Annotated in this window: 13 protein-coding genes, 1 tRNA gene and 1 rRNA gene; all 15 read right to left on the bottom strand. The window is 50.4% G+C overall.

From position 1 onward, the window contains the following. Nucleotides 1-72: 72 nt before the first annotated feature. The gene (locus OQJ98_01000; GenBank protein MCW9054542.1) at nucleotides 73-1,110 is read right to left on the bottom strand and encodes a glycosyltransferase family 4 protein; all 1,038 of its coding nucleotides are present in this window, start codon (nucleotides 1,108-1,110) and stop codon (nucleotides 73-75) included. Then, the gene (locus tag OQJ98_00995) at nucleotides 1,110-2,030 is read right to left on the bottom strand and encodes a glycosyltransferase (protein MCW9054541.1); all 921 of its coding nucleotides are present in this window, start codon (nucleotides 2,028-2,030) and stop codon (nucleotides 1,110-1,112) included. Before OQJ98_00995 ends, OQJ98_01000 begins: the two co-directional genes overlap by 1 nt. Further along, nucleotides 2,014-3,159: a glycosyltransferase family 4 protein gene (locus OQJ98_00990; GenBank protein ID MCW9054540.1), complete on the bottom strand. Its 1,146-nt coding sequence runs from the start codon at nucleotides 3,157-3,159 to the stop codon at nucleotides 2,014-2,016. Before OQJ98_00990 ends, OQJ98_00995 begins: the two co-directional genes overlap by 17 nt. A 1-nt stretch (nucleotide 3,160) precedes the next feature. After that, nucleotides 3,161-4,456 carry a glycosyltransferase gene (locus tag OQJ98_00985; GenBank protein MCW9054539.1) on the bottom strand — a complete coding sequence of 432 codons (1,296 nt, stop codon included), beginning with the start codon at nucleotides 4,454-4,456 and terminating at the stop codon, nucleotides 3,161-3,163. 30 nt (nucleotides 4,457-4,486) lie between these two features. Then, entirely contained in the window at nucleotides 4,487-5,875 is a 1,389-nt protein-coding gene (locus OQJ98_00980; protein MCW9054538.1) for a lamin tail domain-containing protein, read from the bottom strand. A gap of 38 nt (nucleotides 5,876-5,913) precedes the next feature. Next, nucleotides 5,914-7,827 (bottom strand): type IV secretion system DNA-binding domain-containing protein, encoded by a 1,914-nt coding sequence (locus OQJ98_00975; protein MCW9054537.1) that lies wholly within the window; start codon nucleotides 7,825-7,827, stop codon nucleotides 5,914-5,916. Nucleotides 7,828-8,090: 263 nt separating this feature from the next. Next, nucleotides 8,091-9,407 (bottom strand): putative glycoside hydrolase, encoded by a 1,317-nt coding sequence (locus tag OQJ98_00970; protein ID MCW9054536.1) that lies wholly within the window; start codon nucleotides 9,405-9,407, stop codon nucleotides 8,091-8,093. Then, nucleotides 9,376-9,657, bottom strand: coding sequence for a tetraspanin family protein (locus OQJ98_00965; protein MCW9054535.1), 282 nt, complete (start codon nucleotides 9,655-9,657; stop codon nucleotides 9,376-9,378). The genes OQJ98_00970 and OQJ98_00965 overlap by 32 nt, the downstream gene beginning before the upstream one ends. 48 nt (nucleotides 9,658-9,705) lie before the next feature. Then, complete coding sequence (gene rsmI / locus OQJ98_00960; GenBank protein ID MCW9054534.1) at nucleotides 9,706-10,380, bottom strand: 16S rRNA (cytidine(1402)-2'-O)-methyltransferase; 675 nt, start codon at nucleotides 10,378-10,380, stop codon at nucleotides 9,706-9,708. A gap of 736 nt (nucleotides 10,381-11,116) precedes the next feature. Continuing rightward, nucleotides 11,117-11,190, bottom strand: a tRNA-Ile gene (locus tag OQJ98_00955). A gap of 485 nt (nucleotides 11,191-11,675) precedes the next feature. After that, nucleotides 11,676-11,876 (bottom strand): hypothetical protein, encoded by a 201-nt coding sequence (locus OQJ98_00950; protein MCW9054533.1) that lies wholly within the window; start codon nucleotides 11,874-11,876, stop codon nucleotides 11,676-11,678. Nucleotides 11,877-12,158: 282 nt separating this feature from the next. After that, a 16S ribosomal RNA gene (locus OQJ98_00945) occupies nucleotides 12,159-13,618 on the bottom strand. 412 nt (nucleotides 13,619-14,030) lie between these two features. Beyond that, complete coding sequence (gene secF, locus OQJ98_00940; GenBank protein MCW9054532.1) at nucleotides 14,031-14,933, bottom strand: protein translocase subunit SecF; 903 nt, start codon at nucleotides 14,931-14,933, stop codon at nucleotides 14,031-14,033. Between the two features lie 30 nt (nucleotides 14,934-14,963). Continuing rightward, nucleotides 14,964-16,289 (bottom strand): protein translocase subunit SecD, encoded by a 1,326-nt coding sequence (secD, locus tag OQJ98_00935; protein ID MCW9054531.1) that lies wholly within the window; start codon nucleotides 16,287-16,289, stop codon nucleotides 14,964-14,966. A 213-nt stretch (nucleotides 16,290-16,502) separates the two neighbouring features. Continuing rightward, complete coding sequence (locus OQJ98_00930) at nucleotides 16,503-16,718, bottom strand: DUF397 domain-containing protein (GenBank protein ID MCW9054530.1); 216 nt, start codon at nucleotides 16,716-16,718, stop codon at nucleotides 16,503-16,505. Nucleotides 16,719-16,917 lie beyond the last annotated feature (199 nt).

The following is a 16,917-nucleotide window of genomic DNA, read 5'->3' as shown; positions in this document are numbered from 1 at the left end:
ACCGTACGTAAAAAGGATCGACTTTCCCAGAAGGAAATTTCTTAGAGGTAACGTAGATCAATTTCATATTACTTATTTCGCGCTTGATGCATTCATGGCTGTCACCAATACATCCATTAGACTCTTGAGACTGTGTTTCTTAGTGAATGATGCAATATCATTTACTATCTCTGAACCCTCACTAAGAACATCTTCAAGGGTGGCTGCTATAACATGGGCGTCGGAATCATCGGTGATAACCCATCTTTTCGGCAATTTTCCTTCAAAAAAATTGTTTGAGATGACCACCTTGAGGCCAGAGGCAAGAGCTTCAAAAATGGTCTTGTCCAAGCTACCCGACGGAGTAAGGTTCACATACAGCTCGTGCTCTCGATAGAGATCTCGAGCTTGAGTGCGCGACGCAGAACCCGTGAACACTACTTGGGACGAGAGACCGTGCGTAAGAACTTTATTGCGAATCATTGTTTCGTATTCTGCGTCCCGTGGTAATGAATTTCCTGCTATGGTCGCTGTAAAATCAATCCCTTTATCTTTAAGTATTCGTAGGGCTTCAATGAACATGTCGACGCGTTTAACCGGTGCTATACGCCCCAAGAAAAGGATTGAGTGCGGTCTTTTGTGAACTGATGAGTCGGGTTTGAAGAAATCTGTGTCGACACCCACAGACATGAGCTCTGTCTTTTTAAAATTCGCTGTGAATGACTGTGGTGAGGTACAAAATACTTTGTCGGATAAGAGAACAGCAAGCCGAGTAAGCCAACTCCCCTTGGCGTGGTTTCTCCACATAAATATCCTTTTACCCAAAAGCCTCCACGGTAACCAGCCGAGCAAAACGTATTCCTGATTCATATGCACGAAGATCGCGTCGTAGTTTGTGCGCTCGTGCCAGATGTAGCGGTAGAAGCGCGAGAGGTATGTGAGGCGCCCCTTTCCCTCTTCTTTGCCAAGAGAGAGCACGCGAACGTTTTGTGGAAGATCGTACTCGCCTTTCTCAAGACAGATGACCGTCACTTGCCCAGAATGCTTTGCAAACTCTTTGACCCAACGATGAAAGAACCCAAGTATGGGGTCGTTCCTATCAATCTTCTGAGTACAAATTAAGAGTTTCATTATAGAGTCTTTGACCACTGCCTGCCCCACTCCTCTTGTGAGAGAAGCGGCAACTGAAGTTCGCCACGTGTGCCTGAGCGGAGCGTGTTGGTGATCGCTTCTGCGAGCTTGTCGCGATCCACGACTATGGCGCCGGCCTCTCGCGCAATACCAACGTCGGGTGCGATAACCGGCACCCCTGCGGCAAGCGCCTCGACCATTGCGACGCCATACCCCTCGTAGCGCGAGGTGTTGAGGAGTACGTCTGCGGAAGCGTAAAACGGTGCTGGGTCTTGCCAACCCGCGAATGTGACCGGGAGTTCCTCTGCGCGCTTTTTGAGTTCGTTCTCGAGACTCCCTGTGCCGAGCATCACAAGCTTTGCATCAACCCCTCCTTCACGAACTTCGTTAAGAACGTCAATCGCGCGCAGCGGGTCTTTCTCTTCTTCAAAGCGTCCAACCCAAAGTATTGTTTTGTGTTCTCCTCCTCTTGGCGCGCGTTCAATTGAGCAGAAACGCTCAATGTCAATATAGATAGGGAGCACCGAAATAGGTGCGGTAACTCCCATCTCTTCAGCTTGCTCGCGCAACTTCTCTGAGACGACACGCACTGAATCAGCGTGGCGGAGCACAAAACGCGCGAGCGAGTGGCGCAGAGGACCTTGCGCCTCAAGATCGGTGTGTACCTGCACGTTGAGTCGTGCCTGCTTCCGCCGCGCCAAAAGAAGTCCAACCAATCCGCGCCAGAACGGATCCTGGACCGAGACCACGTCGAATGCGCCGCCGACCCTAAACGGAAGTATGAGTGCACCACGTCCCCAAAACACCGGCGTGATGTCGGCATACTTCTCTTGGAGCAGAAGTCGTTGATTCGCCTCGGTGCCGGGAACGCCAAGATTCCCGTCGGCGGTTATCATGAGTACCTTAGGTTTGCTTTCCATGGTCTTCTCGTAAAATAGTTACTAGCTTCGGGATCATCTGCTCAACTGAGAACTTCTTGAGTGTCTCGCGTGCATTGCGCACAAAGCGCTGTGACTCCCCTTCATTGTCGAGCAAACGTACAATAGCCTCAAACAGCTGATTCTTATTATTATACTTAACTAAAAGGCCGTTCTTCTCATGCTTGATAAGCTCCGGGTTGCCACCGACACGCGTGGTGACAACAGGTGTGCCGATCGCCATGGTCTCAAGAAGCTGATGCGAGAGACCTTCGTAATTGGTATTTAGTACAAAGACATCCGCCATGCGAATGTACTTAAAGAGCACGGCTTTCTCGAGTGAACCAGTGAGCGCTACATACTCGTCGAGTTTCTTCCGTGACACCATTGTATCGAGCTTGTGAAAATCGGGGCCATCGCCAGCGATAAGAAGTTTAAAATCTGGGTAGCGAGAGACGAGTTTGGGTACAAGCTCGATTAGTGCCTCAAACCCTTTCCATGGAACGAGACGCCCTGCGCTCACGAGCATCTTCCCGTCGAACTTCACCATCTCGCGGAGCCAGTCACGCCTCCCTTGAGACGCAATGTCATCAACAACTGTGTAGATGACAACAATATGATCCTCATCAACCCCCCAATTACTCACGACTCCTTTGAAGTACGCGCTCGGCACAATGACGCGCTCAGCACTCTCCGCGACCCACTTCTGTATCCACTTGAGTATAAGTATCGGAAGTAGATACTCATCATTCTTCTTTGAGAACACGTCGAGATGATCTTTCACCTTAAAGCGCTGCACCCCCTGCTCCCATGCATAATCACCTGCGATGCGTACAATAAATCGCTTCCTCAGCGCGCGTGCTATGAGCACCGCGGGAAGCCCAACACTCACCGGGTCAAGCGCGTAGATTATGTCAGCGTGGCGACCTTCTCTAAAGAGTAGGAATCCATACGCAACGTGACGAATGAAGCGCGGGAGTCGGCGTACACGCCCGAATGGCAGAGCAGAAACCACAAACCCCTCTTGAGGAAGCTCTTCTTCGAGAATTTTCACATAGGTCGCCGGGCCACCAATATCCGGCGGGTATGCCCCGGTAGCGATGAGGAGGTTTATTGTACGTTGGGTATTCATATTATTTTCTCGCTGTTGTTTTCGAGAAAAGCGGTGTAAACACCTTCTCGTGCATTGCGCGCACAATGAGCTTCCAATCATACCGCGCTTCTACGAGTGCGTGGGCGTTGTCTGTGATCTCCCGCCGCAAAAGCACATCGGAGCTGTAGCGAAGCACCTGCTCGGCTACTGCCGCCGAGTCGTCAACGTCGACTGCAAGTCCGGTCGGCTTTACGTCGGGGTTCCGGTCAGGGTCAAAAATAAAATCGGTTATGCCTCCAACCTGTGTCGCAATAACCGGTGTCCCTGACGCCATTGCTTCGATGAACGAGTTGCCCATACCCTCTGAACGCGAAGGTCTGATGAATATCTCTGACACCTTGAGATACTTGGGGATCTCCTTTTGTGGGACGTGCCCAAGAAAGCGCACTCGACTCATGACCCCGAGATTGCGCGCGAGCGCTTTGAGCCTCTCTTCTTCGGGCCCCTCGCCGAGTACCAGGAATGATACCTGTGGCGGCAGCTTCACAAGTGCGTGTATCACGGTATCAATTCCGTTCTTCTCAACGAGCCGTGAGGTGGTCACTAAAAAGATTGAGTTCACCTTCTTGTCGAGCTTCTGTTTTAGCTCTTCAAGCTCGCGCCGCGGATACTCCTTGCTGAAGCGATTGATATCAACGCCGTTTGGGATAACCACCGGCTTCCCATGGAAACCCATCGCTGTCCCCCACGAAGCGAGGTGGGTCGAGATTGCCTGGAGTTGATCGGCGCGCTTAAATGCACGAACAAAGAGCGGGTAGAGCGGGAGCATCACCCGTTTAATGTGCTCAACCGGATCACCTTCTTGGAGTGTGAGGAGATACGGGACCTGCGGGTGGCTCATCTTAAAGAGTGCTGCGGGGACCCCTGCACTATGCGCCATGATCGCCCAGGTCGCATCATAGTGATATTTCCGGTGAAGCAGGCTTGCACGAAGCGCCGCAGCTACCTGGTAGTAGAGCTTGTTGAGGTGAAGTGGAAATTGCTTGAGACCCTCAGGAGAGGGGTGTGGACGAGCAAACCCAATACGATGCACGAGCACATTCCCAATTTGCTCAACCTCTGGGAGTGCACTGTCGAACCTGAGCGTTATCATATGAAATTCGATCTCGTCTTTCGAGACCCGGTCGGTGATCTCACGTACCGCAACCTCGGCTCCACCAACAAACGGTTGGTAGGTCATGGAGAATATGAGCGCGCGCTTCTTGGGGCGCGAAGCCGTTGTCTTGTCTCGTTTTGGTGTGGTTGTGCCTGTCTTTATCTTCCGTACGGTAGCCATAATATCTCAACTATACAATAGAAAGGGTGCCTACTCTAGTATGGTAATTTCGTCTTGTGATGCCCTCCTGACAAAGAGTGTGCTTAAAATACCGAACGCGATAACGCCAAGCAAGGCGAGAATATACCAAAACGAACTAGTTTTCCCAGAAGTGCTCCTCACAGAAGCGGTGAGCACCTCACGCTCTTGTGTCTTTGGTTCTCTGGCGTCACTTTGGACAACCTCGACCGTCTCCCTCACTGCCGGTTCAGCTCCCGGTGAGACGGTCATGCCGACAATCGAGCGGCCCGAGCGCACAGTCTCTGCCTCCAGTGCACCCACCCGACCATATGCCTGGGTGTTCTCTGAGACGACTGATTCATCTAAGGTTACCGCGCGCCCGTTTGGGTACTGTAGCTCAGTATCCGAGGCGCCCTGTGGACGCAATCCAGTGACTGACGCGGCAAACCTCAATGTGTGCCCAGGCAGTATGCTCGTGTATTCGGGAAGCATAAATGTGTCACTTCCTGATTTAAGGATCCACCATGAGAGATCAAGCGTGCGGTCACTCTTATTGGTAAGCGCAACATACGCAGGTGTCGCCTCAGTGATATAGACGAGCGCAGGAAGCGCTGAGACAACAATGTGATCTGTCGCGCTGAACTCCCCTGAGGAGACGTTGAGCACGACAATGTATTCTCCGGGGTACTGGTAATGATAGAGAACCGACTCTCCTTCTCTTGTGCTCCCGTCGCCCAGGTTCCACAAATAGCGTGCACCCGCAAGTGGCTCACCCAGAAGACCGGCCGCTGTTCCTTTAAACTCAGCATCAGCACCAACGGTTACCACTCGATTATCGCCCGCGAAGGCAGTTATCTGCGGTTCTGTTGGGAAGTCCCTGAGGTTCTCCGACCCTGAAGTGGTCTCCTGATTGTCTTCAGCAGAAGAAGCGTCATCTGCTGCAAGGTCCCCCTCTCCGGGGTTTGGAAAACCCGCCTTCCAAGAAGAACCTTCATAAGAGAGCGAGTTCCCCTCACTTCCTTGGTCGGTCGTATACGTCATGCTATCAACAACCACCCCGTCGCCATCAATTAGTTGAATTGTATACTCTCGATCATTCTTCTGACCAAGACTCATGACCGTATCAATCACCGACACAGACACCTGATACTCCGACAAAAAAGTGCCCGCGTCACTTGCGAGTATCATGTATTCGCCAGGAGCAAGTATCAGCGACCCGGAGCTGCCGTTCTTGGGTGGCTCGTTTAAGATATGGTTTGACCCGTCAAAAAAACGCCACTCGGCTAGATCAACTGCTACAACTCCAGTATTAAATATCTCAACCCATTCTCTCTTTTCATCGGACCCTTCAAGATCATACATGACCTCAGAGAACACCACCGATGCATGCGTACCCACAGGAAGACTCCAAAAAAACAATATTAGGAGTATTCCTCTGACGTATCGCTGTGTCACATTTATTTGTCGTCCTTTAATATATCTTCGAGCACATCAAGTGGCACCTCTCCGGGCGAGCCTTCTGCTTGAATCTTCTGCTCGGGAGAAAGAGTTTGTGTCGAGACCTCTTCTGGTGTCTCTTTTTGGGGAGGTCCTTGCGGCGGTTTCTGTGCGGCGGTTTCTTTATGTTGAACCGCCTTTTGCTCTTCCTTCTGGGGTGCTGAAGATTGTCCTCTCTTTATTTCAGGTGGAGTAGGTCTTTGTTCCTTTTTTTCTGAAGCTGGTTCCGGCTGTTGTGAATCGCGTTCCATAGTGTGTAAAACTGCCCCCTCAGGAGCGCCTCTTCGCTGCGGTTGTGAATGATTCTCTTGTGACTTAGGCTCCTTTGGAGCAGAGGGTGCACCCGTGATTCCCTTTTTTTGAGCCGACATTAGGGCCTCCTTGAGTGCTGATCGTTGTTCGGGACTCGGACCTTTGTCATTCGGTTTTTGATGCATTTTAAGCGCAGCAAGTGGGATAGTTGTCTTCTCCTTCCGTGCTCCGCTTGTGCTGTGGACTATCGGCCCTTTTGGTTGAGTACTGTTTTTCTGTGGAGTTCCTTGTCCTCCTTTCTTCTTCATGCCACCCATCGGCGGCTCAGGTAGCTCCTCCTTGTTGCGGTCAGAGATAACTTGCTCAACCTCGGCGCGCGACCGACCATATGCACTGCGCGATGTTTTGATAGCCTCATCCTTAAAGGTAATCTCCGGCTCTTCAATTGGCGGCAGGGTGGTTGCGGAAAAAGGGGCTGACCCAACCCCATCGATCATAAGTGTGAGATAGATCTGTGCAAAGCCGAGCCCGACCAGGTCTTCCGCCATGAACTTGGGTTGGAAGATGGTTTCAAGCACTTCAGCATCAAACGGCCCGACACGAAACGCGATCGTGCTACCCACGTTGCCAAAGACGGCGTTGCGCACATTCTCCTCCATCTGCTCGACGTACTGGTGTGCGATTGTGAGCGCGAGCTTGTACTTCCTGGCCTCAGAGAGAATGTCGGCGAACGACTCGTTCGCGATTGATTGGAACTCATCCACATAGAAATAAAAAGGCGGGAGCTTCGCTTGAACTGAAGCTGGCTCGTCGGCGCGGCTCATGGCTGAGAGATAGATCTTGGTGGTAAGCATACTTCCAAGAAGTGCGGCGTTAGTCTCCCCCATGCGCCCTTTGGAGAGGTTTGCAATGAATATCTTCTTGGAGTCCAAGATTTCACGCATATCAAAACTCGACTTTGGCTGCCCAACGATGTTGCGGATGAGCGGATTGCTGGTAAATTGCCCGATCTTATTCTGAATTGCCGGGGTTGCCTCTTGGGTGTACCGGTCGGTATAGCCTGCGAACTCAACCGTCCAGAAATCCTTTACGATGGGGTCGGTTATATTCTCAACCACTTTCTTGCGGAAGGCTTTGTTGGTGAGCATCTTATTCACATCAAGGAGTGTCGAATCAGGATACTCAAGGAGCGCAAGGAGCACGTTGGTAAGAATGTATTCCATACGCGCCGACCACGCATCAACCCAGATCTTCTTAAAGGTCGACATGAGTCCCGAGACAACGAGGTGTCGCTTGTCGTAGCCAACATCCTCCATGACGTTAAAGGCGATCGGGTAATCCATATCAAACGGCGCGAAGTAGATCACGTCCTTGATGCGATTCTCGGGCACGTAGTCAAGGAGTTTCTCAGCGGTCGAGCCGTGTGGGTCAATGAAGCCCAAGCCATTCCCATGTTGGATGTCCTGGATCGCCATATTCTCAAGCAAGGTCGACTTGCCCATACCGGTCTTGCCGATCACATACATGTGCTTGGCGCGATCAAGCGCTTTGATACCGAAAGGCTGTCGTTTGCCACGCGCGTCTGTGGCGCCGATATAGGTTACTTTTTGGAGATCATCCATATATCAACAAGTGTAAAGTAAAAAGTTGAAAGTTGAAAGAGTAAAACAAAGAAATACCTATTTATACAATGAGAATGAGTGTCTCTTTGGGATATGAAGAGGCGCGCCCTGTGGGCGCGCCTTTGATGAAAACCTCCTTCGCCTATTGAAACCGCACGTGTGAGAGCGGTAACCCCAGCTATGCTGGCTCTCTGGGAGATAACGGACTCACCTCCTTTCGAGAAAGACATGGAGATAACCTCCATACCACTTTTATCGTACTCCTATTCTTGGGCGGGTTCAAGCGCTCCGCGTGTATAGCGGTTGCTCGGACTCCACAACATCCAACTGGTGAGGCTGGTGTCGTACGTTGCCTGGATCTGCGCGCGAACCTCCTCAATGTCATAGTCACCGCCGTAGTCGAAGTCCTGAAGCCAGGGGCGAAGCTTCTGTATATCATAGACGGGTTTTGTGTAGTACCCGGTCACTACCTGACGCGTACTGGTTGCGACAAAACCCACGTCCTCAGCATAATGCGCGGGGATTACTTCACTCGTGAACACTTCTTCCCCATCCAAAGTCTCTACAACGGTCTCTTTTGCAAGAGTACGTCGCACTGCTTCTTCCATTGAGGTGAATACGACTTTGTATGGATCAGTGTTCGGGTTTTCGAGTCCGGCAAAACCTTTGTTGTAGTGCGATGGGTAGACCATTGGTGCAATGTAATCGAAATATGGCAACGCGCGCTCAAGCTGCTGACCAATGCCGAGGTCATTGGTGAAGATCGCGGTATACCCGAAGAGGTCTGCAGACATCTTCACACCAATCGGGTGCACCTCTTCGTAGAGGTACTTAAAGAAGATCTCAAGCGCTTCTGATTTGTTATCGTTTACGAATTTTGCATCCTTCATCGGTCCATCAGACGGATAGCGAATATAATCGTAGTTAAGCTCATCAAAACCGATTTCGTATGATTCTTTTGAGAGCGCAACGATATATTCCCAGAATGGCTTTGAGCTCACGTCGATAAACGAGAGCCCTTTGTAGTCGACCCACGGGGTCCCGGAACCGCTTACGCTCTGCACTGCCAATTCGGGGTGTATCTCCGCGTAAAATGGATCTTGGAAAACAGTGATGCGCCCAATAACGTAAATCTCCTTCTCGTGGAGTGTCTCTATAAAACCACGCATATCACGGGCACCACACTCGTCAGAGACAAAACTCTTGAGGAGTGGGTGTTCAGTCTCAAACGCAATCTTGCCGGTGTAGTCCTTGATGTCGATGACCACAGAATTGAGCTCGGTCTCCTCAATAAGTGTGATGAGGGAGTCTCGGAAAGAAGGTGTGCCCACGACGCACTGCGACATGTAGATCGCTTTCACTGCTTCAGGTGTCGGAATATGAGAGGCGTGCGATATACTTTCTTTTCTTTCCTCTTCTACTGAGGCAACAGCCGCCGAATCCGCCACCTCGGGTGATGAATAAGAAACCGGCAATATCACAGGCACCCCGAAATACGCTCCGGAAAGAAGCCCGACAAAAAGAGCACCGAAGAGGTAGGCTCGAGTATTATTCTTGATTTCCTGTAGTGCTCTCTCCATGCTCATGTGTGTCATCCGGACGCAACACCCCAGTCTGACGGTAACTATCGGTATGCTTCTCTTCGGTTAAATGCGCACAAAGGGAACCTGAGGTGATATCACGACGGAGGAGTGCCGCGGTAATGATTATGAGTAAACCAAGAAAGTTGAAAATTACCATCTTCCATGAACCGGGAATACCAAGAAATGAAGAGAAAACAACAAGGACACCGAGGAAGATGAGGGTTGAATTTTTGGTCATGCTCTGCATATATACCCCTAGTATACCGCGCGCAGGCATCCTAAATCAAATATTCGTCTATACGCCAGAGACGATCACCACGAACTCTCCGCGCTGCTCCTCTTCGTACGCAGTGAAATGGTCGAAGACCTCCTGCGGCGTACCGGAGATAGTTGACTCATACAGCTTCGTGAGTTCACGCGCCACCACAACTGTGCGCTCCGACGAGAGGTGTGTCACAAGCGAGCTGAGGGTCTTCATGATTCGATGTGGAGATTCGTACATCACTATAGTGCGAGTGGATTCTGCCACCTCAGCAAAAAGCTTCTCTCTTCCTTTTTTATGTGGCACAAAACCGAGGAAAGTGAACTCGGACGCGGGTAATCCAGACACTGAGAGTGCCGCAGTGAGAGCAGCAGGTCCGGGCACTACCTCAATAGCAACACCAGCACTACGCGCAGCGCGCACGAGCCGATCGCCCGGGTCGGAGAGTGTTGGGGTGCCGGCGTCAGATACAAGTGCAATTCTTTCGTAAGATTCAAAGAGGTCAGTAACCTTCCCCGCCGATGAAGCCTCGATATGTGCGTCCATGCGCTTCATCGGCTTCTCGATCCCGTAATGCGCGAGTAGCTTCTTTGTCACTCGTGTGTCCTCGCACAAGATCAAATCAACAGACCCAAGTGCTTCGAGCGCTCGCTGGGAGATATCTTTCAGGTTCCCGATTGGGGTTCCAACGACATAGAGTTTTGGCATAGCATCATCATACAGAAACAAAATGCCGACCGCTACCAAATTGGTGCGGTCGGCGTGTGCCTTAGAGGCCCTCCTGGCGTCTAAGGTACTTCTTCTTGGGCTTCAACATTTCCGGCGGAATCTCGAAGAAAAAACCCAACATGACATCGAGGATGTAGCCAAGGGCAGACGGCTGCTCTTTCATTAGTCCCTCCTGTTTCTGACTACACCCAGTAAACTCCTCTAACGAAGAAAAGTCAAGAATTTATTGATTTGTGGGGGTGTAGAATAGGCCGCGGTCGCTTGGGGTGTGAGTGGGTTTTAAACGGCTTCGACTTTGTTTTGTCTATACAAGGGCGGTCCTTGTGTTTTTAGTCCTTGTATTTTTATGTATCTTTAAAAGATGTATTTCTCAAATTACAATCATACGATATATCGTATGATTGTGTGCTTGGGGGTCGGACCTCCAAGTGAGTGATTGGGCCTGACGTCTTCGACTTTATTTACTTACGAGCTAGTGAGTTAGTAAATAAGAAGTGCTCTTGCGCAAAACCTACGACCTCGTCATTATAATTTCGAGCGAGGAGCGTGTGAGAATTGGTTCTCACGACGTCCGAGCGATGGAATTATATGCTTTGCATATCAGGAAAAACAGTGCCTGAGCACTGTTTTTCCGCTCTATCGTTTACAAAAGGATTTGATTGACAAGCATTGTGCGGATGCCAAGACTCGAACTTGTATCAGATACTTTCCAGAGTGCGGATGCCAAGACTCGAACTTGGGACCTCATCATTATCAGTGATGCGCTCTAACCACCTGAGCTACACCCGCACTCTGGAAAGTATCTTTGGGCAGACCTCGTCGTTATCAGGAGAAACAGTGCCTATGCATTGTTTCTCCACTCTAACCACCTGAGCTACACCCGCAAAGTACGAACCATATTACCAGAATATGACCTAAACCTCAACGCTTGAGTAGCTCCACATGGTCTGTTATATTTGAAAAGGAAGAATCACCCCAAAGAGACTATCTTCAAGGAGAACGATCTTGTGTGACGGCTTCAAAAAAGACCCTCAAGGTGCGAGTATCCGGCAGGATGCTGGACCCTCTCGCTCTCCAGGCACAAACCCAAAACCGGTCCGCGTGCTGCGACCAGCGCACGCGGCGAAGAAAACAGCCGATCGAAATGCTCGACGACGCAGGTCTCAAAAACGGCAAGTAAGCTGACTCACCAACGCGCGGAGGATTCTCCGCGCGTTTTTATTACAAAAAGAAAACCGACTCCCATAGGAATCGGTTTTTTGTTGCTCACTGCGTCATCCAAAGACGAGCTTGAGTGGCCAATGAAGTGGCGCCCAGTATTCGATGTTGGTATCCCCCATTGTGAGGGACCAGAAAGCCAATGTCGAGTAAAATGTGCATATCGCAAGATATGCGGCAAGTGCGACTGGCAACCACCAACGAATTCGGAGCATCCTGGTTTCGGTGAAGAAAAGATCGTTTTGTGTATTTTGCATGAGATACCCTCTCTCTGCTTATCTCTAAATCTGCAGAAATAATAGCATAATATACGTATTTGTCAATATCACTAAGACATGCAGAAAAACGCCCCACATGTATGTGGGGCGTTTTTCGTATCAAATAGCACACTCTCTTTTGTTTCGTTCATCTCCAGGTAACGCACATCCTGGGAAACGAGTGGGTGATCGGAGTACACCACTATTGCTCTTTCTACGCTCGTACGAGGCATAGAAAATCGGCCGTATAAGTCCACTTTATAAAAAAGTGAGACGGTTCCATTTGGAATTGATCCACGAACAGCTTCCGCTACCCGTGCCTTGTTACGACTTACTCCCTGTCACTGAATTTACCTTAGGCCGCCATAAAGACGGACGTCGGGTACTCCCAGCTTCCTTGAGTTGACGGGCGGTGAGTACAAGGCTCGAGAACGTATTCACCACAGTGTTGCTGACCTGCGATTACTAGCGATTCCAACTTCATGAGGTCGAGTTGCAGACCTCAATCCGAACTGAGGATGGCTTTCTAAGGATTTGCTCAGCCTCTCGGCGTCGCGTCCTGTTGTACCACCCATTGTATCACGTGTGTAGCCCAAGACATCAAAGGGACATGCTGACCTGGCGTCATCCTCACCTTCCTCTCCCGTGAGGGAGCAGTCTCGCCTGACAAATATAACAGGCAACGAGGGTTGCGTTCGTTACCCCACTTAAGGGAACAATTCAAATCACGAACTGACGACGGCCATGCATCACCTGCTGTGCCGTCCGAAGAGGGTCCTCGTTTCTGAGGACTTTCGTCACAGTTTCAAGTCTTGGTAAGGTTCTTCGCTTAGCTACGAATTAAACCACATGATCCACCGCTTGTGCGAGCCCCCGTCTATTCCTTTGAGTTTTAGCCTTGCGGCCGTACTACCCAGGCGGTCTGTTTAACGCGTTAGCTTCGTCTCTCAGAGGGTCGATACTCCAAAAAACCAACAGACAACGTTTAGGGCCAGGACTACTGGGGTATCTAATCCCATTCGCTACCCTGGCTTTCGTGTCTCAGTGTCAGGAAAGCGCCAGCCTACTGCCTTCGCTTTCGGTGTTCCCCATGATATCAACGGATTTCACCCCTACTCCATGAGTTCCATAGACCCCTCGCTTCCTCTAGTTATGCCGTTTCCTCCGCATCTCTCGGGTTGAGCCCGAGGCTTTAACAGAAGACTAACATAACCACCTACACACCCTTTACGCCCAGTAAATCCGGGTAACGCTTGGGGCACTCGTATTACCGCTCCTGCTGGCACGAGTTTAGGAGCCCCTTATTCCTGAGGTAACGTCAATAAACTTCCTCCCTCAGAAAAGGTGTTTACGCCCCTAAGGGCTTCATCCACCACGCGGCGTCGCTCCGTCAGGCTTTCGCCCATTGCGGAAGATTCTCGACTGCGGCCTCCCGTAGGAGTATGGACCGTGTCTCAGTTCCATCGGTGGGGGTCAGGCTCTCACCTCCCCTACGCGTCGTTGCCTTGGTGAGCCTTTACCTCACCAACAAGCTGATACGCCGCAGGCCATTCCTCAAGCGAAAAACTTTACTCCGAAGAGACTATCGGGAATTATTCCGGATTTCTCCGGGTTATGCCCGACTTGAGGGTATGTACCTACGTGTTACTACCTCGTCTGCCACGCAACTAAATGCGTTCGACTTGCATGCCTTATCCACGCCGCCAGCGTTCACCCTGAGCTAGGATCAAACTCTAATTAATGATTTGCCTTACGACAGATCCAAGATGAACGAAACAAAAGAAAATGTACTAGACTTTCTTTCTTTCTGGTCCCCTGCTTGTTGCAGGGGGTTTCCTAATTTTTTTGGATTTACTATTCGGACAAAGCTGTGGAAGCTTTGTCCAAGACGAACCGTGTAGTCGTCAAAAACTACACGTAAAGGTTCGCACAATTGTGAGCGTGCCTCCAAGACACGCTCGGTATTCAGTTTTCAAAGTCGGCCGCCTTGTACAGTGGCCGAACCCCGCACCCGTGCGGGGCAAACAAAAACTGCTCAGCGCAGTCACCAGAGAAGTATATAGGAGGGGACCTTGAGAGTCAAGCGTCCTAAAAGACAAAAGAAACCCGGCGGCTCGCGTGCGAGCCGCCGGGTTTAGCGGAGTTACGAAGACACTATTTTACCTCCTTCCCTGCCCAAGTAACGAGGAGTGGTGTCGCAAGCGCAATCGATGAGTAGGTACCGGCGATGATGCCCACAAGAAGCACGAGTGCAAAATCCTGCGTGGCCGGTGCGCCAATAAAGAAAAGGGTGAGGAGTGCGAATGCGGTGGTGAGTGATGTGTTCACTGAACGTGTGTAGGTCTGCGTCAAACTCTTCCCCACGGTAAGCTCGAAATCTTCTTTGCGATGCAGGTCGCGATTCTGCTTGAGATTCTCACGCACCCGATCGAAGACCACAATTGTGTCATTCACCGAATACCCAAGAATGGCGAGAAGCGCAGTTACAAAAAGAACATTCACCTCAGAGCCGACGTAGTGCCCGAGTAAGGCAAACACGCCAACTGGAATAAGAATATCGTGAAGTAGGGCAAAAATCGCGATGAGTCCATACTTCCATGACGAGACTGGCTCGGACACCTTACGGAATGCAAATGCGACAAACAGAATAATTGCGAAAACAACAATTACAATTGCGACAAGTGCTTTGTTCTTGAGCTCATTGCCAATCACCGGCCCGATGGTGTTCACTCGCTCTTGGAGCACCTCAAACTCCCCGTCGAACGCAAGTGCTTCAATCATATCTTGTCGCGCCTCTTCAGAAAGTTCCGGGGTGCGGAGAATAAAGCCACTTTCTCCCGAAGCGCGGAGAGAGTGCTCACCCATACCAAGTCCTCCAAGCTGTGTGTCAATCCGCTCCTTCGTTGGCACATCACCCTCGTAAGAGAACTCAACAATTGTACCGCCGGTAAAATCAATACCAAAATTGAGTCCGAAGATAGCGATACTCCCGATTGAGGCAAGAATCAAAAGCGTGGTGAGTGCGTAGAATATTTTTCTGTATTTTACAATAAGCATGTTCTAGAGTGTTAGATATCGAAAGTGAAGCTACATCATAGTGCCGCTACCAAAGAACAATCGTGTGAGCCGCCGATTCGAGTAATTACCAAGGGCACTCAAGAAAGAACGCGATACCATGATTGCGGTAAGCATTGAAACCATAACACCGATACCAAAAGTGAGCGCGAAGCCCTGTACAAGCGAAGTCCCAAACCAGAAAAGGATGGTCGCAGTGATGATGCTTGAGATGTTGCCGTCCCGAATCGCGCGCCATGCCCGGTCAAAACCTTCTTTGACCGCGCTATGAAACTCTTTCCCTTCTTTGAGGCTCTCCCGCATGCGCTCAAAAATCAAGATGTTAGCATCAACCGCCATGCCAATCGAGAGAATGAATCCGGCAACACCTGCCGCAGTCAGAGTTATCGGAATGAGTTTGAAGAGCGAGAGCATCACCGCAACATATATGCCGAGTGAGATAACCCCGAGAATACCTGGGATCCGGTACCACACAATGAGAAATGCCGCGACCAAGAGGAGTCCGAGGATGCCGGCGAGTACACCGTGCTCAAGCGCAGTACTCCCAAGAGACGCGCCGATGGTCTGTGTACTCTGAAGTGCAATCGGCATCGGAAGTGCACCGTAGTTGAGATTCTTAACCAGCTCGCGCGCCTCATCTGGCGTGAAATTTCCCGAGATGACCGCGGTCCCGTCGGGGATCTCCTCGCGTACAACCGGAGAGGACATCAATTGTCCATCAAGGAAGATCCCGACGATCTCACCAACATGCTCACGAGTGATGCTGGCAAAAAGATCCTTGCCCTCATCGTTAAAGGTAACAACCACTACCGGTTCATTTGAGAGACCGCCACCTCCTTGCCCGAACTCAAGCGCTGCACGTTTAAGGTAACGACCAGTCAGCCCGAGGTCTTCGTATGAAGTATTAATATCCAAACTGCCGTCTTCGGATATCTCCCCTTGTTCAGTCTTGAGGAGTTTGAACTCAAGTGTCGGCGTTTTGCCGATGAGCGCGATCGCCTCTTCGGTGTTCGTCACTCCGGGAAGCTCGACAATGAGCCGCTCTTCTTCAACTCCGGAGAACACACCACTCTTTTCAGTCTGCACGATTGGCTCTGCAACCCCAAAGAGGTTTACTCTGCGCTCGACCACGTCCCGAAGTGCGCTCATTGAGTCAGCAACTTCTCCAGGGGCGACCTCGGTCGTATCAACGCTATAGACAAGATGCGTGCCGCCCGCAAGGTCAAGTCCGAGCTTGAATGGGAATCGTGATACTGAGGTCTCAGATGAATAGACAAAAAAACCGACGCCAAGTCCGCAGATAAAGAGTATGAGGGCGATGAGTCGTGCCTTCCACATATCAGAGTAGTATAGGGAGTTTCAGAAAGAATGCAAACGCTCGCTACCGCCGCGACTCTTCTGGCACTTGTGTCTCATAGCGACCTGCGGTGTGATAGAATGCGTCACGAGAATCGACATTATAGGTGAAGTATTCTTCGTAGCGTCTTTTAGTATGATAAAAAATGAGCGAAGCTTATTCAGCTTCGCTCATTGGTGTAAGGTGAGCATGCCTTATACATCAAATTGTCCTTGCTTCACAGCTTCTATGAAGCGCCGCCATTCTTCATGGCTATATTCTTGCGTACCACTTTTAGGGTCTTTTGTGTCACGAACAGCAACGCTATCGTCACCGATTGCAACTGAGACGCAAACCAACATGCCGTGAGGGTCACACATGCCGACATTTTGAGGAGTACGAAAATCCTCATCCTTAAAATGTGTGGTCATCTTCAGCTCCTTTGCTCTATTGTGGTCACGTTATAGTGACTATATTTTGATAGTTGCATTACTAACAAGCATTGTCAAGTGTGGCGTTATAATTTTTTATTAAAAATTAAATCTAGGTATTACCGCCGATCTAACTCAGGGACAACAGATTCATATCTTCCTTTAGTTGAGGTGAACGCCTCAAATGACGGCATACGAT

The organism is Candidatus Paceibacterota bacterium (assembly GCA_026195275.1).
GTDB lineage: Bacteria > Patescibacteriota > Minisyncoccia > Phycocordibacterales > JABMNX01 > JABMNX01.
The sequence above is the reverse complement of the archived record's forward strand: the minus strand, read 5'-3'. Positions and strand labels throughout refer to the sequence as shown.

Excerpts from the sequence above, each read along its gene's own strand:
- OQJ98_00985 (MCW9054539.1), bottom strand. The coding sequence starts at position 4,456 with ATGGCTACCGTACGGAAGATAAAGACAGGCACAACCACACCAAAACGA.
- OQJ98_00930 (MCW9054530.1), bottom strand. The coding sequence starts at position 16,718 with ATGACCACACATTTTAAGGATGAGGATTTTCGTACTCCTCAAAATGTC.
- OQJ98_00950 (MCW9054533.1), bottom strand. The coding sequence starts at position 11,876 with ATGCAAAATACACAAAACGATCTTTTCTTCACCGAAACCAGGATGCTC.
- OQJ98_00970 (MCW9054536.1), bottom strand. The coding sequence starts at position 9,407 with ATGGAGAGAGCACTACAGGAAATCAAGAATAATACTCGAGCCTACCTC.
- secF (MCW9054532.1), bottom strand. The coding sequence starts at position 14,933 with ATGCTTATTGTAAAATACAGAAAAATATTCTACGCACTCACCACGCTT.
- OQJ98_00990 (MCW9054540.1), bottom strand. The coding sequence starts at position 3,159 with ATGAATACCCAACGTACAATAAACCTCCTCATCGCTACCGGGGCATAC.
- OQJ98_00965 (MCW9054535.1), bottom strand. The coding sequence starts at position 9,657 with ATGCAGAGCATGACCAAAAATTCAACCCTCATCTTCCTCGGTGTCCTT.
- rsmI (MCW9054534.1), bottom strand. The coding sequence starts at position 10,380 with ATGCCAAAACTCTATGTCGTTGGAACCCCAATCGGGAACCTGAAAGAT.
- OQJ98_00975 (MCW9054537.1), bottom strand. The coding sequence starts at position 7,827 with ATGGATGATCTCCAAAAAGTAACCTATATCGGCGCCACAGACGCGCGT.
- secD (MCW9054531.1), bottom strand. The coding sequence starts at position 16,289 with ATGTGGAAGGCACGACTCATCGCCCTCATACTCTTTATCTGCGGACTT.
- OQJ98_01000 (MCW9054542.1), bottom strand. The coding sequence starts at position 1,110 with ATGAAACTCTTAATTTGTACTCAGAAGATTGATAGGAACGACCCCATA.
- OQJ98_00995 (MCW9054541.1), bottom strand. The coding sequence starts at position 2,030 with ATGGAAAGCAAACCTAAGGTACTCATGATAACCGCCGACGGGAATCTT.